19 protein-coding genes are annotated in these 26,067 nt (G+C 69.1%); 12 read left to right on the forward strand and 7 right to left on the reverse strand.

Features of this window, described 5'->3' with window-relative positions; all coding sequences use genetic code 11:
• Positions 1-271 precede the first annotated feature (271 nt).
• From CNR27_RS04900 to CNR27_RS04915, 4 genes are all read left to right on the forward strand, one after another.
• Positions 272-700: an acyloxyacyl hydrolase gene (locus tag CNR27_RS04900; RefSeq protein WP_245815753.1), complete on the forward strand. Its 429-nt coding sequence runs from the start codon at positions 272-274 to the stop codon at positions 698-700.
• A gap of 282 nt (positions 701-982) precedes the next feature.
• Positions 983-1,273 carry a co-chaperone GroES gene (gene groES, locus CNR27_RS04905; RefSeq protein ID WP_096297198.1) on the forward strand — a complete coding sequence of 97 codons (291 nt, stop codon included), beginning with the start codon at positions 983-985 and terminating at the stop codon, positions 1,271-1,273.
• Between the two features lie 97 nt (positions 1,274-1,370).
• Positions 1,371-3,008 (forward strand): chaperonin GroEL, encoded by a 1,638-nt coding sequence (gene groL / locus CNR27_RS04910; RefSeq protein ID WP_096297199.1) that lies wholly within the window; start codon positions 1,371-1,373, stop codon positions 3,006-3,008.
• Positions 3,009-3,168: 160 nt separating this feature from the next.
• Entirely contained in the window at positions 3,169-5,352 is a 2,184-nt protein-coding gene (locus CNR27_RS04915) for a translocation/assembly module TamB domain-containing protein (protein ID WP_096297200.1), read from the forward strand.
• A gap of 25 nt (positions 5,353-5,377) precedes the next feature.
• Here the strand turns inward: CNR27_RS04915 and CNR27_RS04920 are convergent, their stop codons facing one another.
• On the reverse strand, positions 5,378-6,595 hold the full coding sequence (locus CNR27_RS04920; protein ID WP_096297201.1) for a BaiN/RdsA family NAD(P)/FAD-dependent oxidoreductase: 1,218 nt from the start codon (positions 6,593-6,595) through the stop codon (positions 5,378-5,380).
• A 259-nt stretch (positions 6,596-6,854) separates the two neighbouring features.
• On the opposite strand from CNR27_RS04920, the gene CNR27_RS04925 reads away from it, so the two are divergent.
• Positions 6,855-7,115, forward strand: a complete 261-nt coding sequence (locus CNR27_RS04925) for a GIY-YIG nuclease family protein (RefSeq protein ID WP_096297202.1) — start codon at positions 6,855-6,857, stop codon at positions 7,113-7,115.
• Between the two features lie 36 nt (positions 7,116-7,151).
• Here CNR27_RS04925 and scpC read toward each other — a convergent pair whose 3' ends face one another.
• Entirely contained in the window at positions 7,152-8,684 is a 1,533-nt protein-coding gene (scpC, locus tag CNR27_RS04930) for a succinyl-CoA:acetate CoA-transferase ScpC (RefSeq protein ID WP_096297203.1), read from the reverse strand.
• Positions 8,685-8,786: 102 nt separating this feature from the next.
• On the opposite strand from scpC, the gene CNR27_RS04935 reads away from it, so the two are divergent.
• The 3 genes from CNR27_RS04935 (at position 8,787) to rpoH (ending at position 14,444) form a co-directional block, all read left to right on the forward strand.
• Complete coding sequence (locus tag CNR27_RS04935) at positions 8,787-9,905, forward strand: UDP-N-acetylglucosamine--N-acetylmuramyl-(pentapeptide) pyrophosphoryl-undecaprenol N-acetylglucosamine transferase (RefSeq protein ID WP_096297204.1); 1,119 nt, start codon at positions 8,787-8,789, stop codon at positions 9,903-9,905.
• Positions 9,906-10,610: 705 nt separating this feature from the next.
• A complete protein-coding gene (glnE, locus tag CNR27_RS04940) occupies positions 10,611-13,382 on the forward strand; it encodes a bifunctional [glutamate--ammonia ligase]-adenylyl-L-tyrosine phosphorylase/[glutamate--ammonia-ligase] adenylyltransferase (protein ID WP_483869218.1) in 2,772 nt (923 codons plus the stop codon).
• A gap of 183 nt (positions 13,383-13,565) precedes the next feature.
• Positions 13,566-14,444 carry an RNA polymerase sigma factor RpoH gene (gene rpoH / locus CNR27_RS04945; protein WP_096297205.1) on the forward strand — a complete coding sequence of 293 codons (879 nt, stop codon included), beginning with the start codon at positions 13,566-13,568 and terminating at the stop codon, positions 14,442-14,444.
• Between the two features lie 85 nt (positions 14,445-14,529).
• Here rpoH and zupT read toward each other — a convergent pair whose 3' ends face one another.
• The 4 genes from zupT to CNR27_RS04965 form a co-directional block, all read right to left on the reverse strand.
• The gene (gene zupT, locus CNR27_RS04950) at positions 14,530-15,339 is read right to left on the reverse strand and encodes a zinc transporter ZupT (protein ID WP_096297206.1); all 810 of its coding nucleotides are present in this window, start codon (positions 15,337-15,339) and stop codon (positions 14,530-14,532) included.
• Positions 15,340-15,700: 361 nt separating this feature from the next.
• The gene (locus CNR27_RS04955; RefSeq protein ID WP_096297207.1) at positions 15,701-18,538 is read right to left on the reverse strand and encodes a valine--tRNA ligase; all 2,838 of its coding nucleotides are present in this window, start codon (positions 18,536-18,538) and stop codon (positions 15,701-15,703) included.
• 138 nt (positions 18,539-18,676) lie between these two features.
• Positions 18,677-19,102 carry a DNA polymerase III subunit chi gene (locus CNR27_RS04960; protein ID WP_096297208.1) on the reverse strand — a complete coding sequence of 142 codons (426 nt, stop codon included), beginning with the start codon at positions 19,100-19,102 and terminating at the stop codon, positions 18,677-18,679.
• A gap of 67 nt (positions 19,103-19,169) precedes the next feature.
• Positions 19,170-20,648 (reverse strand): leucyl aminopeptidase, encoded by a 1,479-nt coding sequence (locus CNR27_RS04965; RefSeq protein WP_096297209.1) that lies wholly within the window; start codon positions 20,646-20,648, stop codon positions 19,170-19,172.
• Between the two features lie 135 nt (positions 20,649-20,783).
• On the opposite strand from CNR27_RS04965, the gene lptF reads away from it, so the two are divergent.
• On the forward strand, positions 20,784-21,869 hold the full coding sequence (gene lptF / locus CNR27_RS04970; protein ID WP_096297210.1) for an LPS export ABC transporter permease LptF: 1,086 nt from the start codon (positions 20,784-20,786) through the stop codon (positions 21,867-21,869).
• Entirely contained in the window at positions 21,866-22,975 is a 1,110-nt protein-coding gene (gene lptG / locus CNR27_RS04975; protein WP_096300306.1) for an LPS export ABC transporter permease LptG, read from the forward strand. Before lptF ends, lptG begins: the two co-directional genes overlap by 4 nt.
• A 360-nt stretch (positions 22,976-23,335) precedes the next feature.
• Here lptG and CNR27_RS04980 read toward each other — a convergent pair whose 3' ends face one another.
• Positions 23,336-23,827: an RDD family protein gene (locus tag CNR27_RS04980; RefSeq protein WP_096297211.1), complete on the reverse strand. Its 492-nt coding sequence runs from the start codon at positions 23,825-23,827 to the stop codon at positions 23,336-23,338.
• Positions 23,828-23,896: 69 nt separating this feature from the next.
• On the opposite strand from CNR27_RS04980, the gene xerD reads away from it, so the two are divergent.
• Complete coding sequence (gene xerD, locus CNR27_RS04985; RefSeq protein WP_096297212.1) at positions 23,897-24,871, forward strand: site-specific tyrosine recombinase XerD; 975 nt, start codon at positions 23,897-23,899, stop codon at positions 24,869-24,871.
• A 311-nt stretch (positions 24,872-25,182) separates the two neighbouring features.
• Complete coding sequence (locus CNR27_RS04990) at positions 25,183-25,995, forward strand: DsbC family protein (RefSeq protein ID WP_096297213.1); 813 nt, start codon at positions 25,183-25,185, stop codon at positions 25,993-25,995.
• Positions 25,996-26,067 lie beyond the last annotated feature (72 nt).

Here is a 26,067-nt window from a genome sequence, read left to right on the forward strand (position 1 = left end):
CCAACGATGCCGAACGCGGGTTCAGCGCACCGCCGTCGGGCCGCGCTGGATCGCTTGCGGCGACTCGCGCAGTGGCTCCGTACGGCCGCTGCCAGGGTGCACCCGGTGAACGCAGTATCCCGCCATCACGCCACGCAGATTAATGAACCCGTCAGTATGATTACCCGCACTTTCCCCTGAACAACGCCGAGCCGCCCGCGGCTCTACCGAGCCGATGCGCCCCATTCCCACACTCTTCATCGCGGCGACCCTGGCCCTGGCCACATGCCCCGTGGCTGCCCAGTCCGCACCCATCGAGATCGGCGCCGGCGCGTCCGCGACCCGGGACAACGAGACCACTCTGGCCCTCACCGCCGCCTGGTTGCCGGAGTGGCGCCGCACCGAACACGGCGTGCTGCGGTGGGATGTCGGCGCGATCTATGTACGCGGCCGCGACGACACCCGGTTGAATCTGGACGAGGACGTGGGCGTGTTCCATGGCGGCGCCCGCTACGAACGCGACAATGGATTCGTCGCCGGTTTCGGCGCTGGCGTGCAGGTCGGGCGTACCGATGCACTGTCGGGCAATCCGCAGTTCGTCAGTTCGATCGGCTGGCGCTGGCAGCGGTTCTCGCTGATGGCGCGGCACATTTCCAACGCCAGCATCAAGCAGCCCAACGACGGCGAGACGATGCTGGTGGCGACCTGGCGCCTGCGCTGATCCGGGCGCGTTGACCGGCCCCGGGCCTCCGCCCGCCGTCGATTTCTCCGCTTGCGTGGACTCGGCGCACGCGGACACGACGGGCGCCGTCCTCTGTCGCGCTCCTGACCGAGGCAAAAAATTTTCGCTCGGCGGGCCTTGAAAAGCCCGGGGGTGTCCCCATCTCCGTTGCAGTCCTGGCTCAGCCGGGTGCGCGCGCTCCGGTTTCTGGCAGTCGCAATATGCGACTGCTAGAATCCGCGCACGATTTGTTTACGATCAATAACTTAGCGAGGGTGAAAAATGAGCAACCTGAAGCCGCTGTACGACCGCATCGTGGTCAAGCCCGTCGAGGCAGAAGAGAAGAGCGCCGGCGGCATCCTGATCCCCGACAACGCCAAGGAAAAGCCCACCAAGGGTGAAGTCGTCGCCGTCGGCGAGGGCAAGGCACTCGACAACGGCAGCGTGCGCGCGCCGAAGGTCAAGGTCGGTGACATCGTGATCTACGGTCAGTACGCCGGCAGCGCCTACAAGGCGGACGGCATCGAATACAAGATCGTCAAGGAAGACGACATCCTCGCGATCGTCGGCTGATCCGCAGCGGACGCGCCGCGTCCGCGCGACACCGCGATCGATCTTGGCGGGCTGGCCCCGCCTTCAATCCCCTGAAATATTTCTGAGGTAATTACGAATGGCTGCGAAGGAAATCCGCTTCGGCGAAGACGCGCGCTCCAAGATGGTGCGTGGCGTGAATGTGCTCGCCAATGCCGTCAAGGCAACCCTGGGCCCGAAGGGCCGCAACGTCGTGCTCGAGAAGAGCTTCGGCGCGCCGACGATCACCAAGGACGGCGTGTCCGTCGCCAAGGAGATCGAGCTGGCCGACAAGTTCGAGAACATGGGCGCGCAGATGGTCAAGGAAGTCGCTTCCAAGACCTCCGACAACGCCGGTGACGGCACCACCACCGCGACCGTGCTGGCCCAGGCCCTGATCCGCGAAGGTTCCAAGGCGGTTGCCGCCGGCATGAACCCGATGGACCTCAAGCGCGGCATCGACAAGGCGGTCATCGCCGCCGTCGCCGAGCTCAAGAAGCTGTCCAAGCCGACCGCCGACGACAAGGCGATCGCCCAGGTCGGCACGATCTCGGCCAACTCGGACGAATCCATCGGCACGATCATCGCCGACGCGATGAAGAAGGTCGGCAAGGAAGGCGTGATCACGGTCGAGGAAGGCTCGGGCCTGGACAACGAACTCGACGTCGTCGAGGGCATGCAGTTCGACCGCGGCTACCTGTCGCCGTACTTCGTCAACAACCAGCAGTCGATGTCGGCGGAACTGGATGACCCGTTCATCCTCCTCTACGACAAGAAGATCTCGAACGTCCGTGACCTGCTGCCCGTGCTGGAAGGCGTGGCCAAGGCCGGCAAGCCGCTGCTGATCGTCGCCGAGGAAGTCGAAGGCGAGGCGCTGGCGACCCTGGTGGTCAACACCATCCGCGGCATCGTCAAGGTCTGCGCCGTCAAGGCGCCGGGCTTCGGCGACCGTCGCAAGGCGATGCTCGAAGACATGGCCACCCTGACCGGCGGCACCGTGATCTCCGAGGAAGTGGGCCTGTCGCTCGAGAAGGCGACCATCGCCGACCTCGGCCGTGCCAAGAAGGTGCAGGTCTCCAAGGAGAACACCACCATCATCGACGGCGCCGGCGAGACCAGCGGCATCGAAGCGCGCATCAAGCAGATCAAGGCGCAGATCGAAGAGACCTCGTCCGACTACGACCGCGAGAAGCTGCAGGAGCGCGTGGCCAAGCTGGCCGGCGGTGTTGCGGTGATCAAGGTCGGCGCGTCGACCGAGATCGAGATGAAGGAAAAGAAGGCCCGCGTCGAAGACGCCCTGCACGCCACGCGCGCAGCGGTCGAGGAAGGCGTGGTCCCCGGTGGTGGCGTGGCGCTGGTGCGCGCGCTGCAGGCGATCGGCGAGCTCAAGGGCGCGAACGAAGACCAGAACCACGGCATCGTCATCGCCCTGCGTGCGATGGAAGCGCCGCTGCGCGAGATCGTCACCAACTGCGGTGAAGAGCCGAGCGTCGTGCTGAACAAGGTCAAGGACGGCAGCGGCAACTACGGCTACAACGCCGCGACCGGCGAGTACGGCGACATGATCGCGTTCGGCATCCTGGACCCGACCAAGGTCACCCGTTCGGCGCTGCAGAACGCAGCCTCGATCGCCGGCCTGATGATCACCACCGAAGCGATGGTGGCCGAGCTGCCGAAGAAGGAAGAGCCGGCGATGCCGGGCGGCGGCATGGGCGGCATGGGCGGCATGGATTTCTGATCCAGCGCCACCTGTCCCACCGTTGCATGAAGAACCCCGCCGCGAGGCGGGGTTTTTCTTTGGGCGCGCTCCGACGGTCCGGCGTCGACGCCGGCGGGCATGCCTGTGTTGGGCGACACCGTCTAGACGATCCTCACCCTGTTTCGTTCAAGCTTCGCGTATGCCCCATCCGCTGATCGTCAGGCTGCGCACCCACCGCCGCGGCCTCCGGATCGCCGCCATCGTGATTGCGGCGCTGTATGCGTTGTATCTGCTCGCCGCCAACATCTTTCTCAACAGCGCCTGGGGCGCGGGCGTGATCAACGCCAGACCCGAGCGCTATCACGCGCGCTGGGATTGGGCGATGAGCCTGTATCCGGGGCACATCCATGCGCGCGACATCGTCATGGGCGGACATGCGCGCACCACCCGTTGGACGGTTGCCAGTCCGCGCGCGAACGGACGCATCAAACTGCTGCCGCTGTTGCGGCGCGAAGCGGCGTTCGGCAGGATCCGCGCCCAAGACGTATCCGTGCACGTCGCGCGGGCGTCGCGCGATCTGCTTCCGGCCCGCCGTGCCGACAAGCCTTGGACGCTCCGCTTCGACGCGATCACCACGCCGAGCCTGCTGCGGTTCGATTTCTACGAGGCGCGGGTGACCGGGCGCGGTGATGCGCGCTTCGTGTTCGAGAAGACCCTGCAGGGTGGACCGATGGAGGTTGGCCCGTCCACGCTGGCGATGCCCGACGCGACGCTGCAGGTGGGCGAGGTGACGCTGCTGCGCGATGGGCGGCTGGCACTGGAGATCTCGATTCCGGCACACGTCCGCGAACAGGCGGAGGGCGAGGAAAAACTGGTGCTGCTGGATGCGCGCATGCGCGTCGAGGGGCCGGCGCCGGGGCTGGACCTGAAGGTCCGCAACGACGAGCCGTTGCCGATCGGAACCACCGGCGCGCTGGGGCGGCTGGACGCCGATCTGACGCTCGAGCGCGGCGTGCTGATGCCCGGCAGCCGGCTCGACTGGTCTGCGCCGGTGTTCTCCAGCGATGCCGCCGGCGCGCCGGTTCGACATCCGCTCGGCGTGGCGCTGCGCACTGCCGACGACACGATCCTCATCGCGGTGCGGGTGCCGCCGGAATCTCCGGGCGCTGCGCCCTGGCTGCGCGCCGACCTGCGCGTCGAAGACCGCCGGCTCGACCCCGACGACTGGCTGCGGCCGCTGCGGGCGCTGGGCGGCACGGTGCAGGCGCAATGGCCGGCGGTGCCGCTGCGCTGGATCGGCGTGATCCTCGACGATCTCGACTGGCTGTCCTTCGATGGGCGCGCCGATCTGGAGGCGGATCTCCAGCTGCACGACGGCGCGCTGCAGGCGGGCAGCCGGCTCGATGTGGATCAGGCCGAACTGGCTGCACGCGTGCTCGACAACCGCTTCCGCGGACAGGCGCATGCGCAGATGCGCATGAGTGAGGAGAGCGGCGGGACACGTACGGCGATCGGCATCGTCCTGGAGCGCTTCACCCTGGGTCCAGAGGCCTCACCCGGCGTCATTGACCTGCGCGGGCGTGACCTGCGCCTGGACCTGGCCTCCACCGGCCCGCTGGCGGAGTTCCACAGCAATCTCGACGCGCGCCTGCGTTTCGACGACGCCGAGGTCCCGGATCTGCGCACCTTCAACCGTTACCTGCCCGGCCAGAGCGCTCGCCTCAACGGCGGCAGCGGAGAGGCCAGCGGCGACATCCGGCTCGACAACGCCGGCGAGATGATCAACGGGCACATCCGCGTGCGCGGTCAGGACGTGCGCCTGGCCCTCGGTCCCTCGCAGCTGTCGGGCAATGTGGATCTCGACAGCAAGCTGTCGCGGATGCAGCGGGTCGGCCGCCACTACACGATCGACGAGATGGCCGTGCGCGTCGACGGCGTGCGCCTGGACGGGTTGGAGGACGCAACGCCGTGGTGGGCACAGGTCGCGCTCGAGGACGGCACGCTCGAGTGGAAGGAGCCCTTCGCGGTGCGCGGCCGCGCGCAGGTCGACATGCGTGATGTCAGCGTGCTGCTGGGGCTGTTCGCCGAACGCAGCGCGTTTCCGCGCTGGATCGGCAACCTGATCGATTCCGGCGAGGCACACGCGACCGCCGATCTGCAGGTAAGTGGCCGCGAATTGATCTTCGACCGGGTAGAGGCCCACAACGACCGTATCGACCTGCTGGCGCGCCTGCGGATCCTCGACGGGAAACCGCAGGGTGATCTCTACGCGCGCTGGGGCATCCTCGGCCTGGGCGTGGAGCTCGACGACGGCAAGCGCACCCTGCACATCGCCGGGGCCCGCGAGTGGTTCGAATCACAACCCCCGCTGCTGGCGGAGTAGGCCGGCCACGGCCGGCGTGCGGGGTTCAGGCCGCGCTGCCCGCGGCCATGCCCGATGCCCAGGCCCACTGGAAGTTGTAGCCGCCGAGCCAGCCGGTCACGTCGAGTACCTCGCCGACGAAGTACAGGCCGGGCGCGTGCTGTGATTCGAGCGTGCGCGAGGACACGCCCGCGGTGTCCACGCCGCCGAGCGTGACCTCGGCGGTGCGATAGCCTTCGGTGCCGCTGGCGACCAGCGGCCAGGCCTGCAGCAGCGCGGCCGTGTCGTGCAACTGGGGCGGCGTGAGCTGCTTCATCGGCCGGTTCGCCAGCCAGATCTCGCACAGGCGCTGGGCGAAGCGGCGCGGCATCAGTTCGGCCAGCACGTTCTTCAGTTCGGTGCCGGGGCGCTCGGCCTGCTGCGCCTGCAGCCAGGCGAGCGCATCGCGGCCCGGCAGCAGGTCCAGGCGCAGATCGTCGCCCGGCTGCCAGTAGGAGGAGATCTGCAGGATCGCCGGCCCACTGATGCCGCGATGGGTGATGAGCATCCGGTTGCGGAAGTGCGCGCCGTTGCAGCTGGCCTCGACATCGAGTGCGACGCCGGACAGGTCGGCCAGGCGTTCCTGGTGCTTGCCGCTGAGGGTGAGCGGCACCAGGCCCGCACGCGTGGGCACCAGCGCATGGCCGAAGGCCTGCGCGATCTCGTAGCCGAAGCCGGTCGCGCCCATGCTCGGGATCGACAGGCCGCCGGTCGCGATCACCAGCGAGGCGCATTCCAGGCGTCCCAGCGCCGTCGCGAGCGTGTAGCCGTCGGTGCTCCGGCGCGGCAGCTCCACCTGGCAATGCGTGCGCACTTCCACGCCGGCGGCGACGGCCTCGTCGAGCAGCAGCTGCACGATCTGCTTCGATGACCCGTCGCAGAAGAGCTGTCCCAGTTCCTTCTCGTGCCAGGCGATGCCGTGCGCGTCGACCAGATCGATGAAATCCTGCGGCGTGTAGCGCGCCAGCGCCGACTTGCAGAAATGCGGGTTGCCCGAGATGTACTGCGCCGGCGTGGTGCCGGTATTGGTGAAATTGCAGTGGCCGCCGCCGGACATCAGGATCTTCTTGCCGACCTTGTTGGCGTGGTCGAGCACCAGCACGCGCCGGCCGCGCTGGCCGGCCGCGATCGCCGCCATCAGGCCGGCCGCACCGGCGCCGAGGACGATGACGTCCCAGTCGGTGGACGCCAGGACAGGGGAAGCGGAGGCAGGAGCTGCGGGCATCGCGGGCGGGGCGGAACAGGGGCGCGCAGTCTAGCGGTCGTCGGCGGGAGGCGTCGCCGCCGCCTTGCATCCGCGTCACCGTGTCGTCGACGCGCGATGCGATCCGCGGGCAGCGCGATGCCGGTCGCCGGGTGCGGATGCGGCGTGTCCTGGCCAAAAAATGCCTCGCGCCCGCAGTGCGTGCCGACTTTCGGCGCGCGGCGGCAGCCCCTGACTGCCGCGCGTAGCCGGACCCGGGTGCGCGCGGGATAATGCTGCGATGACCGTCTCGCCACCCTGGTACCTGTACCTGCTCGAGTGCCGGGACGGCAGCTACTACGCCGGCATCACCCTCGATCTCGAGGCGCGCTTCATCGCACACGCCCTCGGGCGCGGGGCCAAGTACACACGGGCCAATCCGCCTGTACGCATCGTCGCCAGCCGGATGTTTCCCGACCGCGCCAGCGCATCGCGCGCGGAATGGCAGCTCAAGCGCCAGCCGCGCGCGCGCAAGCTGGCCTGGCTGCTGGCACTGGCCTGAGCCCGCCCGGGGCGGGCTCCGAGGCCTGGAGCGCCGTCAGGTGGGCGGGTTCGCCGCTGGACGCATATCGCCCGTATCGAGCCAGCGCTGGTGCCATGACAGCGCCTCGGGGAGCAGATGCGGGGTGTGCTTGCCGTAGCTGTCGCGCAGTGCACGCTCGAAGTAGTCCTCGAGCGCGTCGCGATAGTCGGGGTGCGCGCAGCGGTCAATCAACTGCCGCGCGCGCTGCTTGGGCGACAGCCCACGCAGGTCCGCCAGGCCCTGCTCGGTGACGATGATCGAGACATCGTGCTCGGTGTGGTCGACGTGGCTGACCATCGGCACGATGGACGAGATCGTGCCGTTCTTCGCGGTACTCGGGCTCATGAAGATGGACATGAAGCCGTTGCGCGCGAAGTCGCCGGAACCGCCGATGCCGTTCTGCATGCGACTGCCCATGATGTGGGTGGAGTTGATGTTGCCGTACAGGTCCACCTCGACCATTCCGTTCATGCCGATGCAGCCCAGCCGCCGCACCAGTTCCGGATGGTTGGAGATCTCCTGCGTGCGCAGGATGATCTTGCGGCGGAAGAAGTCGATCTCGTCCTTGAACGCGGCATTGGCCTCGGGGCTCATCGCAAAGCCGGTGCACGAGGCACTGGCCAGCACCCCGCTGCGCAGCAGGTCGAGCATGCCGTCCTGGATCACTTCGGTGAAGGCGGTGAGATCGCGGAAGCCGCTCTTCGCCAGTCCCGCCAGCACGGCATTGGGAATATTGCCCACGCCCGACTGCAGCGGCAGCAGGTTGGCCGGCAAGCGGCCCTTGTCCACTTCGTGGCGCAGGAATTCGATCAGGTGCCCGGCGATCTGCTCGCTGGTCGCGTCGACGGGACTGAAAGGACTGTTCCGGTCCGGGGCCCGCGTGCGCACGACCGCGACGATCTTGTCCGGATCCACGCGCAATGCGGTCTCGCCGATCCGGTCGTCCGGATGTTCCAGCGGAATCGGCCGGCGGTGCGGCGGCAGCGCGGTGCCGTAGTAGATGTCGTGCATGCCTTCGAGACCGGCCGGCTGCCAGTCGTTGACCTCCACGATCACGTGCTTGGCCAGGTCCAGCCAGGTCTTGGAATTGCCCACCGACGTCGACGGCACGATGCTGCCGTCCTCGCGGATCGCGACGGCTTCGACCACCGCCACATCGATATCGCCGTAGAAACCGAACCACGCGTGCTGCGCGACATGGCTCAGGTGCGCGTCGATGTAGGCCAGCGTGCCGTCGTTGATCCGGCGCCGCGCATCGGGATCGCTCTGGAACGGCAGCCGCAGCGCGATGCCGTCGACCTTGGCCAGCGCGCCGTCGAGTTCCGGCGCAGTGGATGCGCCGGTCAGCAGCCGGATCTGGAACGCCTCGCCGGCCGCGTGTGCGACCTCGATGCGGGCGGCCAGCGCCTGCGGCACCGACTTCGGATACCCGGAGCCGGTGAACCCGCTCATGGCCACGGTCTGGCCGGGGTGGATCAGGGCGGCAGCGGTCGCGGCGGGCACGACTCGGTCGCGCAGGGCGGCGTTGCGGATGCGGTCTTCGGACATGGTGATGGAGCACGCGGGGGAATCGCGATTATCGCCTGTGGCCGGGTGCCCCGGTGGGGTGCAGTGGCTATAGTCGTGCGCCGTACCGGAACACGCCGTCCCATGTCGCATGCGCCTTCTTCGTCCTTGCCCACCGTCGCCTGCGCCGCCGGCGGCACCGGGGGGCACCTGTTTCCCGCCGAGGCGCTGGCGCGGGAACTGCAGCGGCGCGGGCATCCGGTGGTGATCTACACCGAACGCCGTGGCGCCGCGTACACGCAGGCGCTGGCCGGGCTCGACCACGTGGTGCTGCCCGCGCGCAGTCTCGAGGGCGGCCTGGCCGGAAAGCTTGCCGCCGGCCTGACCATCCTTCGCGCGACTGCCCTGGCGCGCGCCGACATGGTGCGTCGCCGGGTGCGCCTGCTGGTGGGGTTCGGCGGCTATCCGAGCTTCGCGCCCGCATTGGCCGCGAAAAGCCGGGCGTTGCCGCTGTTGCTGCACGAGCAGGGCGCGCGGCTGAGCATGGCCAACCGCAAGCTGCTGCGCTTCGCCGACGGGGTGGCGACCTCGTTCCCCGCCACCACGGGACTCGACGGGTTCGATCCCGCCCGGATCGTGAATACGGGGAATCCGGTGCGCCAGGCCATTCTCGACGCGCGGGGCGACTATCCATCGCTCGATCCGCACGGACCGCTTCGCCTGCTCGTCGTCGGCGGCAGCCAGAGCGCGCGAGTGTTCGGCGAAGTGGTGCCGCCGGCCTTGCTGCAGTTGCCCGTGTCGATCCGGCATCGACTGCAGGTGTCGCTGCAGATGAAGGGCGACGCGGTCGCCAGCGTGGAAGCCGCACTGCAGGCCGGCGGTATCGAGGCGACGGTGCGCCCGTTCTTCGACGACATGGGCGCGCGTCTGCGTGACGCGCACCTGGTGATCACGCGCGCCGGCGCGACGACCGCCGCCGATCTGCTGAGCATGGGCCGCCCCGCGGTACTCGTACCGATTCCGCAGGGCGGTTCGCGCGACGAACAGCGCCGCAATGCCGAGACCCTGGCGGCAGCGGGAGTGGGCTGGTGCCTGCCGGAATCGGAGTTCACGCCGGAGCGGCTGTCCGAGCTGCTGGCCGGGGCGTTCGCCTCGCCCACCGTGCTGCCGGACGCGGCACGCGCCTCGGCCGCACTCGGCCGCCCCCAGGCGGCAGCGACGCTGGCCGATCTGGTGCAGGAAACGCTTGCCCGCAATCCCTGAGCGTCCGCGCGCGCGAACCGGGTCACGCTGATGCCGTGCGTCGCCCAGCGGCACGCCGGCTTCCGCGGCGCCTGCGTTCCAGATTTAGCAGCACGCCCGGCAGCCGGACAGCCGGACAGCCGGACAGCCTTCATTGCGATGGTCCGATCGTCACGGCGCGTGGCTCCTGTCGGGACTGGTTATCCGCCCCCCGCCGCCCGCGGGGTTGCGCAGCGGTGATGGCCGCCGGCCGGCGCGTCGCTCCACGAGCTGGTGGCGGTCGCACGTCTGGCGGTCGCACGTCTTGCCGGGCGCTGGCATGTCCGTGTCCTGCCGCCGACCCCGCATCCGTGCCCGGCATCCAGCCGTGTGGAAGGGAACGCCTCGCAAGGGCGCTACAGGCCCTGCAGTCGGTGGTGGGCGATGCGCCCGCGTCGGCGGCGTGTCTGGGCGATGAGCGGCGGGGGCGCTCGCAGAGGGACGGCCTCCCCAGGTCGCGATGCTTTCTTGTACCTGCGAGTATCGTTTTGCAATGCAGCGTGCAATGCCCTAACAACTCTTTCACTATCGCCCTGCACCCGACGTGGGGGAGGGAGCAAGCCCGTGACCGGTTCGCCGGAAGCGGGCTTTTTTATTGCCTGGCGTTTGTCGCGCGAGGCTCGTCGCACCTTCGCGGCATGGAGGGCGCCCCGCAGCTGGCCCGACGGGCAATGCGACAATCCGTCGATGCACGACATGCCCCCCGAACTCGACGCCCATCTCGACCGGCTTCTGGCCCGCTTGCCGGCCACTGTACGCAGCGATCCCGCCGCGATGGCCCGCGTGTCGCCGGTTGCGCTGGCGAGCGATTTCGCCCTGGAGGTGCTGCAGCGGCAGCCCGACGTGCTGGCGCAACTGCTGGGCGATGATGCGGCGAGCGGCATCGCGGCGCCTGCGCTGACGCCCGCCAATCGCGGGGAGTGGCCGGCCCTGCTGCGCCGGTATCGCGCCGCATGCTCGGCCCGGCTGGTCTGGCGGGACGTGCACGGGGTCGACGATGTCGATGCGACGCTCGCCGGCAGTACCCGGCTCGCGGAAACCTGCCTGTCGCTGGCGCTGGAGGCGCTCGAAGGCGAGTTCGTCGAGCGCTACGGCCACGTGCGCGATGCCGAGGGTCGCGCGGTCCGTCTGGTCGTGTTCGGGCTCGGGAAGCTCGGCGGCGGCGAGCTCAATTTCAGCTCCGACATCGACCTGATCTACGGCTTCGCCGCTGCAGGTGACAGTGATGGCGCGCGCCCGCTGGCCGCCGAGGCCTATTTCACCCGTCTCGGCCAGCAGCTGACGAGACTGCTGGACGAGACCACGGCCGACGGCTTCAGTCATCGCGTGGACCTGCGCCTGCGTCCGTTCGGCAATGCCGGACGCATCGCCCTGAGCTTCGCGGCGATGGAGCAGTACTTCCAGCACGAAGGCCGCGACTGGGAGCGGTATGCCTGGCAGAAAGCCCGGCCGGTCGCGGGCGACATCGAGGCGGGCGAACGCTTTCTCGTCCAGTTGCGGCCCTTCATCTATCGCCGTTATCTCGACTACGGCGCACTCGACGGCCTGCGGCAGATGAAGGCGATGATCGCCGCCGAGGTGGCGCGCAAGGATCTTGCAGACGACATCAAGCGCGGCGAAGGCGGGATTCGCGAGATCGAATTCCTGGCCCAGGCGCTGCAGTTGATCCGCGGCGGCCGCGAGCCGGCGCTGCGCGAGCGCCGGCTGATGCCTGCGCTCGAGGCCCTGCACGCGCATGCGCAGATCGATGCGGACACGCTGGCCCTGCTGCAGCACGCGTACCGCTTCCTGCGCCGGCTGGAAAACCGCCTGCAGATGCTGCGCGACGCGCAGACGCACCGGCTGCCGTCCGATCCGCTGGACCGGCTGCGCGTTGCTCGCGGCCTCGGCCATGTCGACTGGGCCTCGCTCGAAGACGCGCTATGCACACAGCGCGCCGCCGTGGCCCAGGAATTCGATGCGCTGTTCGCGGTGCGCAGCCAGCAGCGCAGCGTCGAGGCCGATGGCGACATCGCCGGCTACTGGAAGGCGCTGCCTGACGGGGGCGCGCCGGCGGTGCTCGAGGCTGCGGGCTTTGCGGATGCGGCGGATGTCGACTCGGCGCTGCGCGACTTCGCCCGTTCGCCGAGCGTGCGCGATCTCTCGGATGCGGCACGTGCGCGGCTCGACCGCCTGATGCCGGTCCTGCTGCAGGCCTCGGCGCCTGCGGACCGCCCGCTTCAGGCGATCCGCCGGCTGCTCGCGCTGCTGCACAACATCCTGCGCCGGGCCAGCTACCTGGCCCTGCTCGACGAGCGGCCGGCTGCGCTCGCGCGCCTGGTGGGAGTGGTCACGCGCAGCGCGTTCCTCGCCGAGCGCGTGGCCGCCCATCCGCTGCTGCTCGACGAACTGCTCGACGCGCGCGCGGAAGGCCCCCTGCCGCAACGCGGCGATCTGGCGGAGGCCTGCGCACGGGCCCTGCGCCAGCCCGATCTTGAAGCCTCGTTGCTCGCGCTCAACGAGACCCGTCAACAACTCAGCTTCCGGATCGCGCTGGCCACGCTCGATGGGCGGCAGTCCGGCCAGGATGCGACGCGTCAGCTGGCGTGGCTGGCCGACGCGGTCGTAGACGTCGTACTGGCACTCGCCAAGCGCGACCTCGAGGCCGCCCATGGCGCGCTGCCGGACGCGCGCTTCGCGGTCGTCGGCTACGGCAGCCTGGGGGGCGAGGAACTGGGCTTCGGCTCCGACCTTGACCTGGTGTTCCTCTACGACGCCCCGCCGGGGGCGCAATCGGACGGCGCGCGGCCGCTGGACGCGCAGCGCTGGGCGGCGCGACTGGGCCAGAAGATCGTTGCGCTGCTGGGCACCGTGACCGGCGGCGGTCGGCTCTACGACGTGGACGTACGGCTGCGGCCCGACGGCGGCAAGGGCCTGCTGGTGTCTTCGCTGGCGAGTTATTCGGAATACCAGCGCGAGCGGGCGTGGACCTGGGAGCACCAGGCGCTGGTGCGGGCGCGCTTCGTCGCGGGCGACGACGCCATGGCCGCGGTCTTCGAGGAGGTCCGGCGGACGACACTGTCCGCCCCCCGCGATCCGGCCGTGCTGCGCGAAGATGTCGCAGCGATGCGGCGACGCATGCGCGCCGAGCTCGATCGCAGCACCGACGGGTTCTTCGACCTCAAGCAGGGCGAGGGTGGCCTCGTCGACCTGGAGTTCCTGCTGCAGTACCTCGTGCTCCGCGATGCCGCCACGCGGCCGTCCCTGCTCGGTCCGCGGGCGACGCCCCTGCTGCTGGAGGCTGCGGGCGCCGAGAACCTGCTGGATCCGGTAACCAGCGCCAGCCTGCGAGCAGCGCACGCGACGCTGCTGGAACTGGCCCTGGGCTGCAGTCTGGACCGCCGTACCCGGATCGTGCCCGCCAGTCCCGGACTGGCCGCAGCGCGTGAAACGATCTGTCGCGTGGCCCGATGGTCCTGAACAGGCCGCTCTTCATCCGCCAGTTGCAGGTGGGTCCGGATAATCATCCAACTCGCTGCGGCAGCCTCTCGAAAGCCTCATGAGGATCGCCGTCGGGTCTTCCGCAACCATTCCATTTCCAGAACGTTCGGGAACTTCCGCGCGCCTTAGCAGTCTTAGATGGCGACTGCTAACATCCACTCCATGAGTACGCAGACCATGTCCCACGCCTTGGTTGCCAACAGCCTTCCGATTCCCAGCCCGCTTGGTTCGCTGGACGCCTACATCAGCGCCGTGCACCGTATCGAGGTGCTGTCGGTCGAAGAGGAGCAGGCGCTCGCGCAGCGCTACCGCGACCACGAGGATCTCGATGCCGCGCGCGAACTGGTGCATTCGCACCTGCGCTTCGTCGTGCACGTCGCCCGTGGCTACAACGGCTACGGACTGCCGCTCGGCGACCTGATCCAGGAAGGCAACATCGGCCTGATGAAGGCCGTCAAGCGCTTCGACCCCGATGTCGGCGTGCGCCTGGTGAGCTTCGCGGTGCACTGGATCCGCGCCGAGATGCACGAGTTCATTCTCAAGAACTGGCGCATCGTCAAGGTCGCCACGACCAAGGCCCAGCGCAAGCTGTTCTTCAACCTGCGCAAGAGCAAGAAGCGTCTGGGCTGGCTCAATGCCAGCGAGGTCAAGGCGGTCGCCGCGGATCTCAACGTGTCCGAGCGCGAGGTGCTGGAGATGGAGTCGCGCCTGTCCGGCCGCGACATCGGCTTCGACGCGCCTGCTGGCGAGGACGACGACAACGCGCCGCCGGCGCCGGTCGCCTATCTGGTGGCGCAGGACGAGGGCCCGGCCCAAGCCTATGAGCGCAACGACAGCGAGGAGAACAAGCTCGAGCTGCTGCGCGAAGGCATGGCCTCGCTCGATGCCCGCTCGCGCGACATCATCAGCCGCCGCTGGCTCGACGACGAGCACAAGGTGACACTGCAGGAACTGGCAGACGAGTACGGCGTCTCCGCCGAGCGGATCCGCCAGGTCGAAGCCAATGCGCTGAAGAAGATGAAGGCGCTGTTCGCGGCCTGATCCGTCGCGCCAGTCGGCTACGAAACGGCCCGCGCAAGCGGGCCGTTTTTCTTTGCACCGGGCACGTGGCGTCGCCGCCCCCAGGTCACCACTTGAACAGCACCAGGCTCACCGCCAGCGCGGCCATGCCGCTGACCAGGCCGTATACCGTCTCGTGGCCCTTGGCGTAGCGCTTGGCCGCCGGCAGCAGTTCGTCGAGCGCAAGAAAGACCATCACGCCGGCGATCAGCCCGAACACCACGCCGAACACCGGCTCCGACAGGTACGGCCGCAGCACGGCGTAGCCGAACAACGCCCCGATCGGTTCGGCCAGGCCCGACAGCAGGCAGGCCAGGAACGCGTAGAGCTTGTTGTTCGTCGCGAAATACACCGGCACCGCGATCGCGATGCCCTCGGGAATGTTGTGGATCGCGATCGCGAACGCCAGCGGCAGGCCGACGCCCGGGTTCTCGAGTGTCGCGAAGAACGTGGCCAGGCCTTCGGGAAAGTTGTGCGCGGTGATCGCGATCGCGGTGAGCAGGCCGACGCGGCGGATGTAGCTGGTGTTGTGCTCGCGGAAATAGGGGTCGTCCACTTCCAGCCGCTCGTGCGGGTTGGGGACCAGCCGGTCGATGGCGACGATGCACAGCAGGCCGCCCAGAAACGACAGCGTGCCCCAGGTGAAGCCCAGCTGGCCGCCGTAGGCATTGGTGAAGGCCTGGACCGCCTTGTCCAGGATCTCGGTCAGCGACACGTAGACCATGGCGCCGGCGGCGAAGGCGAGGCCGAAGGCCAGCAGCCGGGCGTTGGGCTGCTTGGCGAAGATCACCATCAGGCTGCCGAGCCCGGTCGCCAGGCCGGCCGCGGTGGTCACGCCGAGCGCGATGAGAAAGTTGGAGTTCGAGACTTCGATCATGCGTTGGCCCGGGCGGAGCGTGGAGGCGGGGCGCGACGCCGGTGGACTGCAGTCGCGGGAAGACGCGGCGCCATGCTATCCGAGAGCGCGCGGTTGAGGCGTGTCGACCGTCGGGGCGCCCATCGGCCCAGCTGCGCGTCGCTGGCGCCAGCCACGACCCGCGTGCGTACATGGCCAGCGCCCGCCTGCCGGTGCCAGCGCGGGGCGGGCTGCGCGATGTGGTGCAGCTCCCCCGGACTCGTGCGGTAGTCCCGCATCGCCAGCGCGAACGGGCGGCCCGGACCCGCTTACGCCACGCCACGGCGGCAGCCGCAGCGCGGCCGTGCCCGCCTGTCGGCCCGCGCCTGTGCGCGGGGGACGGTCAGAGCCGCGCGCGCTGCGCGGTCAGCGCGTCGTACTGCGCGGTCCAGTCGACGAGGCGCTGACGTTCCTGGTCGACGACCGCGGCCGGCACCTTGTCGCTGAACTTCGCGAGCTTGGCGGCGCTCTTGTCCTTCTCGCTGGACACCCGGGCGATCTCCTTGTCGAGGCGCGCACGTTCGGCGTCCAGGTCGACCAGGCCCTCGAGGGGAACGAACAGCGCCAGCTCGCCGACCAGCGCCGAGGCGGCGGGCGGCAGATCGGCATCCGGCGTGCCGCTGTCCACGATCTGGATGTCCGAGAGCCGGTTGAGTGAGCGCAGCTGCGAGGCGCACCGCTGCAGACGCGTGGCATCGTGCTCGGTGCGCGGGCGCGCCAGCAACGGGACCTGCTTCGATGGCGAGACGCCGAGCTCGCTGCGGATTCGCCGCAGCGCGGTGACCATCTGCTTGAGCCACTCGATGTCGGTGGTGGCCTGGGCGTAGTCCGCGACGCGTGCGTCGTATGCCGGGTACGGCTGCAGCGAGATCGTCTCCGCTTCGATGCCGACACGCGGCGCAACCTGGCGCCACAGTTCTTCGGTGACGAACGGGATCAGCGGATGCAGCAGTCGCAGCAGCGATTCGAGCACGTGCAGCAGCGTATGACGGGTGCTGCCCGCAGCCGCGGCGTCGTCGCCGAGCAGCGCCGGCTTGGCGAGTTCGACGAACCAGTCGCAGAAGTCGTTCCATGCGAATTCGTACAGCGTCTGCGCAAGCAGGTCGAAGCGGTAGCTCTCGAAGTGCGTGCGCGCCTCGTCGGCCGTGCCCGCCAGCCGTGCGAGGATCCACTTTTCGGCATCCGTCGCCGGTTCGAGCGCGCCACCGGGCTGGAAGCCCTCGGTGTTCATCAGCACGAAGCGCGTCGCGTTCCAGAGCTTGTTGCAGAAGTTCTTGTAGCCCTCGGCGCGGCCCAGATCGAACTTGATGTCGCGGCCGGGGCCAGCCAGCGCGGCCATCGTGAAACGCAGCGGATCGGCGCCGTGGGCGGCGATGCCCTCGGGGAATTCCTTGCGCGTGGCCTTTTCGATCTTCGGCGCGTCCTTGGGCTTCATGAGCCCGGTGGTGCGCTTGGCGACCAGGTCCTCGATGCTGATGCCGTCGATGATGTCGAGCGGATCGAGCACGTTGCCCTTCGACTTCGACATCTTCTGGCCATCGCGGTCGCGGACCAGGCCGGTCATGTAGACGTCGCGGAACGGCACCTGGCCGGTCAGGTGGTCGGTCAGCATGATCATCCGGGCGACCCAGAAGAAGATGATGTCGAAGCCGGTGACGAGCACGCTCGACGGCACGAACTGTTCGAAGCCGCGCTCGGCCATCGCAGCCTCGTCAGGCCAGCCCATCGTGTTGATCGGCCACAGGCCCGACGAGAACCAGGTCTCGAGCACGTCGGTGTCCTGGGTCAGCGCGACATCGGCGCCCAGGCCGGCCTTCGCACGCGCTTCGGCTTCGTCGCGGCCGACGTAGGCGCGGCCATCGGCGTCGTACCACGCGGGAATGCGATGCCCCCACCACAGCTGGCGGCTGATGCACCAGTCCTGGATGTTCTCCATCCAGTGGCGGTAAGTGTTGGTCCAGTTCGGCGGGACGAACCTGACCTCGCCACTCTCGACGAGGTCCATGCCGCGTTTCGCGAAGCCCTCCATCGCGACGAACCACTGGTCGGTCAGGTACGGCTCGATGACCTGGCCGGTGCGGTCGCCGCGCGGGACCTGCAGCTTGTGCGGCTTCGTCTCCACCAGGAAGCCTTCCGCTTCCAGATCGGCGAGCACCGCCTTGCGTGCGTCGAAACGGTCGAGTCCGCGGTAGCGCTCGGGCGCGTTCTCGTTGAGCGCGGCATCGGGCGTGAACAGATTGATCATCGGCAGACCGTGGCGCTGCCCGACCTGGTAGTCGTTGAAATCGTGCGCGGGCGTGACCTTGACCACGCCGGTGCCGAAGGCGCGGTCGACATAGCCGTCGCCGATGACCGGGATGGTGCGGCCGGTCAATGGCAGCACCACCGACTTGCCGATCAGCTGCGCATAACGCGCGTCGTCGGGATGCACCATCGCCGCGGTGTCGCCGAGCATGGTTTCCGGGCGCGTCGTTGCGACGACCAGGTAATCGCGCGTTTCGCGCAGCGCTTCGTTGCCGTCGGCGTCCACTTCGATGTGTTCGTAGCTCGCACCCTCGGCCAGCGGGTAGCGGATCGACCACAGCGAACCGTCTTCTTCCTCGCTGATGACCTCCAGATCGGAGATCGCGGTCTTGAGCACCGGGTCCCAGTTGACCAACCGCTGGCCGCGGTAGATCAGGCCTTCCTCATGCAGGCGCACGAAGGCTTCGACGACGGCCTGCGAGGGCAGGGGGTCCATGGTGAAGGTCTTGCGCGACCAGTCACCCGACGCGCCGAGGCGGCGCATCTGGCGCTCGATCGTGTCGCCGGACTGGCCCTTCCACTCCCACACCTTCTCGATGAAGCCGTCGCGACCCAGGGAGTCGCGGGTCTCGCCCTTGCCTTCCAGCGCGAGGTTGCGCGAGACCACCATCTCGGTCGCGATGCCGGCGTGGTCGGTGCCCATCTGCCACAGCGTGCGGTCGCCGAGCATGCGGTGGTAGCGGATCAGCGCGTCCTGCAGCGTGTGCTGGAAGGCGTGGCCCATGTGCAGCGTGCCGGTGACGTTCGGTGGCGGCAGCAGGATGGTGTAGGCCGGGCCGTCGCCCTGTGGCTGGAAGACGCCGGACTGCTCCCATTCCGCGTAGAGGCGGGCTTCGAAGGTGCCGGGGTCGTAGCTGGGGGCGAGGGTGTCGGTCATGGTGGCAGGTCGCGTTGGTCTTCTCGGTCACGCGAGAAGGTGCCCGGTGGGCGGATGGAAGGGGTCGCCGGATGCGGCAAGCATCGCGCGTGGCGCGCGCCTGCGATCCGGCCGCTCCCGCAGGCGGGAGCGGTGCACTCACATGTCGTACTTGCTGACCTCGAGGCCGGCTGCCTTGTACTGCTTCCAGCGCTCGCGCAGCGGTTCTCGCGCCGAGTCGTCGGCGGGCACCACCTCGAGCACGCGCTCGAAGCCGGGCGGCGCCACCGCATCACGCAGGTTGACGACCAGGGCGCGCATCGGCGCGTCGAAGTCCGGTGTGGCGATCAGGACGGGTGTTTCGTCGTCCTCCTCGTCCATGCCGGCGATCTGGTGCGGGATGTAGGCGTCCTCGCCCATGTCCCACAGCATGTCGTCGAGCGCTTCGGCCTGCGCGGCGTCGCGCGCGAGGACCAGCGTCCACAGGTCGGCCGCATAGGCCTTGCGGACCAGTTCGCAGACCAGGCGCAACGGTTCCTCGCGGAACCGCGGCTTGGCGATCAGATAGAAGTCGGCGCGGGCCATACGGGCAGGCGGCGGGCCGCGATCGGCACTCCGGCGTAATGCGGGAGTGCCGCGTGGCCCTGGCCGGTCAGGCGACCTGGTCCATCAGCCACTGGCTCAGCAGGCCCACCGGCCGGCCGGTGGCATAGGCCATCTTGCCGCTGCCGCTGGCGCTGCCCGCGATGTCGAGATGCGCCCAGCGCTGGCCTTCGGTGAAGCGCGACAGGAAGCAGCCCGCGGTGATCGCGCCGCCCCAGCGGCCGCCGATGTTGTAGACATCGGCGAAGTTGGAATCGAGCATCGGCTGGTATTCGTCCCACAGCGGCAGGCGCCAGGCGCGATCGAACACGTGTTCGCCCGCAGCCAGCAACTCCGCGGCCAGGTCGTCGTGCTTGCTCATCAGGCCGGTCGCCTGCGTGCCCAGCGCGACCATGCAGGCGCCGGTCAGCGTGGCGACGTCGACCAGCGCGGCCGGCTCGAAGCGCTCGGCATAGGTCAGCGCGTCGCACAGGATCAGGCGGCCCTCGGCGTCGGTGTTGCCGACCTCGATGGTCTTGCCCGACATGCTGGTGATCACGTCAGACGGGCGATACGCGTCACCGTCGATGCCGTTCTCGACCGCCGGGACGACGACGCGCAGGTTGATCGGCAGGTCGAGGCCGACCACGGACACGAAAGTGCCCATGACCGACGCCGCGCCGCACATGTCGAACTTCATCTCCTCGATCCCGCCCTGCGTCTTGAGGTTGACGCCGCCGGTGTCGAAGGTGATGCCCTTGCCGACCAGGACATAGGGCTTGGCATCCCCGCCGTTGTTCCAGCTCAGGACGACCAGGCGCGGCCGGTTGGCCGAGCCGCGCGCCACGGCGAGCAGTGAGCCCATGCCCAGCGCTTCCATGTCCTTCTCTTCGAGCACCTCGCAGGAGGCCTTGTCGAAGCCGGCGGCGAATGCCTGCGCCTGCTCGCCGAGATAGGCCGGGTTGCAGATGTTGGGCGGCAGGTTGCCGAGCTCGCGGGCGAACTTCACGCCTGCGGCGATCGCCTTGCCCTGGTCCAGCGCCACGGCATCGTCGCCGACGATCGAAATCGCCGCCAGCCGCTCGGGTTCGCGCTTCTTGTTCTGCGCGCCCAGGGTGGCCGTGTAGCGATAAGCGGCGTGATCAGCGGCGATCACGGCCTGGCGGATCTTCCAGGCGGTGTCGCGGCCCGCCACATCCAGGTCGGCCAGCGCGATCGCGGCACTGGCGCTGTTGCCGTCGCGCAGTGCGCGCACGGCGTCGCCGATCGCCTTGAGATACTGCGGCACGCCGAACTTGGCGCGTTCGCCGAGCCCGATCGCCAGCACGCGCGGCGCGCTGACGCCCGGCAGGTCGTGCAGCAGGGTCGTGCGGCCGGCCTTGCCGGCCAGATCGCCACGAGCGGCCAGCGCGGCCAGCCGGCCGCCGCTCGCGGTATCGATGGCGGCAGCGGCGCCGGCCAGGGGGCCGTCGGCGAACACGCCAATGACGAGGCAGTCGGCCGACAGGGCGGCGGGCGTCTCGTGGTTCAGGGAGAATTCGAGGGTCATCAACCAGATTCCAAGGAGTGATCGGTACACTTCACGGTCCAGCGCGCGGCGCCCGTGTCAGGCTTGCCGCCGCAGAAGCGCCGTGGTGGCGCGACTGGACGAACCCCCAAGTCTAAAGCAAAGCCCCCACGCCTGATGTCGAAGCTCGACCGATACCTCTCCCGCGAATTGGCCCAGTCCACGTTCGCCGCCCTCGTGGTGCTGCTGATCGTGAGCCTGGGCGGCGTATTCGCAGACGTGCTCAGCGACATCGCCCGCGGTCGGGTGCCGGCCAAGCTGATGCTGGCCCAGCTGGGCCTGCAGGTCATCAATTACCTGCCGCTGATCCTGCCGCTGGGCCTGATGCTCGGGCTGATGATGGGTTTCGGCCGGCTCTACCGCGATTCGGAAATGCCGGTGCTGACCTCGGTGGGCATCGGCCCCCGGCGCCTGCTGCGGCCCCTGGCGCTGGTGGTGGCGCCGATGCTGCTGGTCATCGGCGCGTGCTCGCTGTGGCTGGGCCCATGGGCGCGTGATTATTCGCAGCAGATGATCGAGGCCGGCCAGCGCAGCCTGCTGGTCTCGGGCCTGGAGGCGGGGCGATTCGTCGAGTTCCCGGGCGGCAGCGGCGTGATCTACGTCAATGCGATGTCCGATGACGGCAGCAAGCTCGGTCGGGTCTTCGTCTACCGCCAGGACGAGGACCGCATGGACGTCACCACCGCGCTGAGTGGTGCGCTGAGCATCGACGGCACCGAGCGCTTCCTGCGCCTGGACGAGGGGTTCCGCGTCGAGGGGCCGCTCGACGCCGGCCTCGACTACCGGCTGATGCGCTACGCCAGCAACGAATTGCGCTTGCCTGCAGCCGAGGCGCGGGCGGACGGTGATGACCCCGAGCTGCAGCCGACCTGGGCGTTGCTCGGGGATGCGCGGCCGCAGGCGCGCGCCGAGCTTCACTACCGGCTCGCGCCGGTGCTGCTGACGCTGGCGTTCGCGCTGCTGGCGGTGCCGCTCGCCCGCAGCCCCCCTCGCCAGGCACGCTACGGTCGGATGATGACCGGCTTTCTGGCCTACGTGCTGGGGATGAATTTCATGATGCTCGGCAAGGACTGGGTGGGTGAAGGCCGCATTCCGGTGGCGCTGGGCCTCTGGTGGCTGGTCCTGCCGCTGCTCGGCTTCGCCGCCTGGATGTACTTCACCGACGGCCGGGTCGTCGCACCGAAGTGGAAGCGCGCGAAATGAGGCCATTGCTGCGCATCCACGATGTCTACGTCGCCCGCGTCGTCACGGTGATGGTCCTGGCGACCTGGGTGGTTCTGGTCGGCCTCGACGCGCTGATGGCCGGTGTCAGCGAGATCGGCGCCGTCGGTCAGGGTGATTACACCTACCTGGGCGCAGTGACCTACGTCCTGCAGACCTTGCCGCGGCGCGCCTATGTCATGTTTCCCACCGCGGCGGTCATCGGCGCGTTGATGGGCCTGGGGCAACTGGCCGCGACCTCGGAACTGATTGCGATGCGCGCGGTCGGTCTATCGCGCACGCGCCTGAGCGTGTCGGTCGCGCTGCCGCTGCTGGTGCTGACAGCGTTGATGATGATCAACGGCGAGACCCTCGGCCCGATGGCCCAGCGCAACGCGGACAGCATGAAGTCGGCCGCGCGCTCGAGCGACATGATCGTGGGCCGGTATTCGGGTCTGTGGGCGCGCGAGGGCGACACCTTCCTCAACGCCCAGAACGGCAACGAGATCAGCGACGACAGCGGAAGCCGCATCCAGCTGCAGGACGTGCGTCTGTTCGAATTCGCGAGCGATGGCCGTCTGGAATCGGTCGCGCATGCGCAGACCGCCGAGCACAGCGCGGGCGGCTGGGTGTTGCAGGACGTCAAGCGCACCTGGTTCGAGCCCCGCGCTGTCACCCGCACCGAAGCCAACGAGGAACGCTGGGAATCCCAGCTCGATGCGTCCACGCTGGCGGCCAGCGCCAGCAACATCTGGCGGCCCCGCTACATGCCGGCAAGCGAATTGCGGGCGGGCATCGAGTACCGCCATCGCAACCAGCTCGATGCCAGCGAATTCGAGGAACACTACTGGGGCCGCTGGTTCTATCCGCTCAACGTGCTCGCGCTGTGCCTGGCCGCGATCCCGTTCGCCTTCGGCTCGCTGCGAAGCGGCAATGCCGGCAAGCGGCTCTTCATCGGCGTGGTCTTCGCACTGGGCTTCTGGCTCGCCCAGATGCAGGTGGTCAAGCTCGCCGCGGTCTACCACCTCGATTACCGCCTCGCCTACCTGATCCCGCCGGTGGTGATGCTGGTCATCTCCTGGGCGCTGTTCCGCCGACGGAGCGGGTAAGCCGACCGCCGCTCGCGCAGCACTGGCGCGGGGGCGGAAGACGTCCGGCCGGCTTCGCCGCGGATCGGCGCGCGGAGGGAACGAGCCCTTGCGACTGATCACGATCACACGCGGCGAACGCGGTGAGACTCCATTGCTGCAGAAGCGGCGGGGCGCGCGCAGGGACGCCTCGAGCGCCTTGGGGTCTGGCAGAGCCCGGGGGTTGCTGGGCCGCCGGCGTTGAAGCTTGTCGGCCTGCCGCGCTGGCCCGCGCATGTCGCGCCTGCCAGACCCATTGCCCGATGCGGTGGGACCGGTCCCGTTTCGCGGGGACGGCGCGGACGCCGCGAACCCGCTCAAGCGGGTCATCCCCAATCCCACTCAGCCCTTGCGCGCGGGCTCGCGCATCAGTCGGGTTCCGCTCGCGCGGTCGTGCCAGGTCAGGCGGTCGCGATCGATCCAGGCCCACCAGAACCCCAACCCCCCGGCCAGCAGTGACAGCATTCCCACGCCGAAGCGCAGCCACAGTGCTTTGGTCGACGGGCGTTGGCCTGCGGAATCGCGCACCCGCAGCCGCCATGGCCGCATGCCGAGGGTCTGTCCGCCGGTCCGCCAGCTCGTCACCGCGTACAGGCCGGCGGCGACCACGCAGACCGCCCACAGCAGCCACTGCATCGCACTGAGCGGGCCGATGTTGTGGCGGACATCGCCGGCAATGAGCACGTCGATCAGCACGAACGGCACGGCGATCGCGAAGCACAGCGCGAGTACCGGCCACAGGTCGTAGAACATCGCAAGCAGCCGCCAGCCGATCAACGGGCGGGGCGGGCTGGCGACGGCGACAGTGGTGGCGGAAGCGTCGGGCGCGGACATCGGCAGAGCATAGCGGGAGCTTCGACGCCGGTCGTGCCATCGAAGCTCCCGCCGCCTAAGCTGTGCGTCATGTCCAGCACTGCGACCACACCTGCCGAGCGGCGCGCGCTTGCTGTCGCCCTGCCGGCGTTGCGCGACGACGACCGTCGCGACATCGAGGGATTCCTCGATGCGTTCTGGGCCGAGCACGGCATCGCGAGGCAGACGGCGGACGCATACCGGCGTGACCTCGAAGGGTTCGCGCGCTGGCGCGACGGGCGCGATGGCGGTATCGCGCAGGCCGATCGCGCCGCGCTGTTCGAACATCTCGCCTGGCGTACCCGGCATGGCTGGTCGCCGCGCAGCAATGCCCGCCTGCTGTCGGCGCTGCGCGCGTTCTTCGCCCATCGCCAGCGTCGCCATGGCCGGACGGACGACCCCACCGCCCTCCTGGACCCTCCGAAGCTGCCGCGTTCGCTGCCCAAGGCGCTGGGCGAATCGGAGATCGAGGCCCTGCTGGCCGCTCCCGACATCGACGACACCGAAGGCCTGCGCGACCGCACCATGCTGGAGCTGATGTACGCCTGCGGCCTGCGGGTCAGTGAACTGGTCGAGCTGCCGACCAATGGCGTGAATCTCCGGCAGGGCGTTCTGCGGGTGACCGGCAAGGGCGAGCGCACGCGGCTTGTGCCGCTGGGCGAGGAGGCCCAGCACTGGCTACAGCGCTATATCGCCGATGCGCGGCCGCTGCTCGCTGACGGGAAGCCTACGAGCGCGACTGCGGGCGACACCCCGCTGTTCCTCACCCGGCACCGCGTGGCGATGAGCCGCCAGCACTTCTGGTCGCTGGTGAAACGCTACGCGGGCGCGGCCGGTATCGACGCCCGCGTGAGTCCGCATGGCCTGCGGCACAGCTTCGCCACCCATCTGCTCAACCACGGCGCCGACCTGCGCGCACTGCAGATGCTGCTCGGCCACAGCTCGCTGTCGACGACCCAGATCTACACCCTGGTCGCGCGCGAGCAGCTCAAACGCCTGCACGCCACGCATCATCCGAGGGGTTGAGCGGGCGTGCCCGGGGCCGGGTGCGCGACGTGCTTGCCGGCTGGATGGGGGGCGAGGTCATGGCTCACGGCTTTTTCGGCCCTGCTCGCAGCCGCAAGGGTTTCGGCGGCTCCGTGAGGGCGCGCGATTGGCGGATCGCCCGGCCGCGGCCAGACCATCCCGGCGCCCGGCCACGTCATGTCACGTCATTCCGCGGCGCCCTGCCGCATCACCGACGCACGGCGGCCGCCCAAGTGGGGGCCGGAACCGGTTCAGACCTTCGTGCCAGAATGGCGGCTTCCGGGATCCCCCGCTCTTGGTCGCCACATTCGATGAAGCGATACGTGTTCGCGCTGCTCGGCGCCTTCAGTCTGTCCGCCTGCGCCCAGAATCCGGGCGCCTCCGACGCCGCGCCGGCCACCGCGGGTGCGGCGGCATCCACGCCCACCGCCGTCGAAGCACCGGCCGGCTCGCCGGCGGCCAAGGCCCGGGACGCGATCCTGTCGATCAACCCGCAGGTATCGGTCGAGAGCGTCGCCGATGCGCCGCTGCCGGGGTTCCAGGAAGTCATCGTGTCGGGCCAGGTCCTCTACGTCAGCAACGACGGCCGCTACGTGATGCAGGGCAGCCTGTTCGACGCGCGCGAACAGCGCGACCTGAGCCAGGCGGGCCTGTCGAAGCTGCGCCAGCGGCTGCTGTCGGAGGTCCCCGAGGACCAGCGGATCATCTTCGCTCCGGCGAATCCCAAGTACACGGTTTCGGTGTTCACCGATGTCGAGTGCGGCTATTGCCGCCGCCTGCACGAGGAAGTCGCCGAGTACAACAAGCGTGGCATCGCGATCGAGTACCTGGCCTTCCCGCGCATGGGCCCGGGCAGCGACGACTTCCGCCTGATGGAATCGGTCTGGTGCGCCAGCGATCGCAAGCAGGCACTGACCGCTGCGAAGTCCGGCCGTCGGGTCGAGCCTCGTACCTGCGAGAACCCGGTCGCCGCGCATTACGCGCTGGGCCAGCGCGCCGGTCTGACCGGCACGCCGATGATCATTGCCACCGACGGCACCCAGATGCCCGGCTACATGCCGCCCGACCAGCTCCTCGAGGCCCTGCAGCGCCTCGACGGGGCGGCGGTGGGCGGCGCGCGCTGACCCGCGCAGCCGGCCCGCGCTCGCGGTGGGGGCGGCGGGCCCGGCCATTGGCTACAATGGCCGGCCCTGAAA

Origin of the sequence: Luteimonas chenhongjianii, from assembly GCF_002327105.1 — a bacterium.
GTDB lineage: Bacteria > Pseudomonadota > Gammaproteobacteria > Xanthomonadales > Xanthomonadaceae > Luteimonas > Luteimonas chenhongjianii.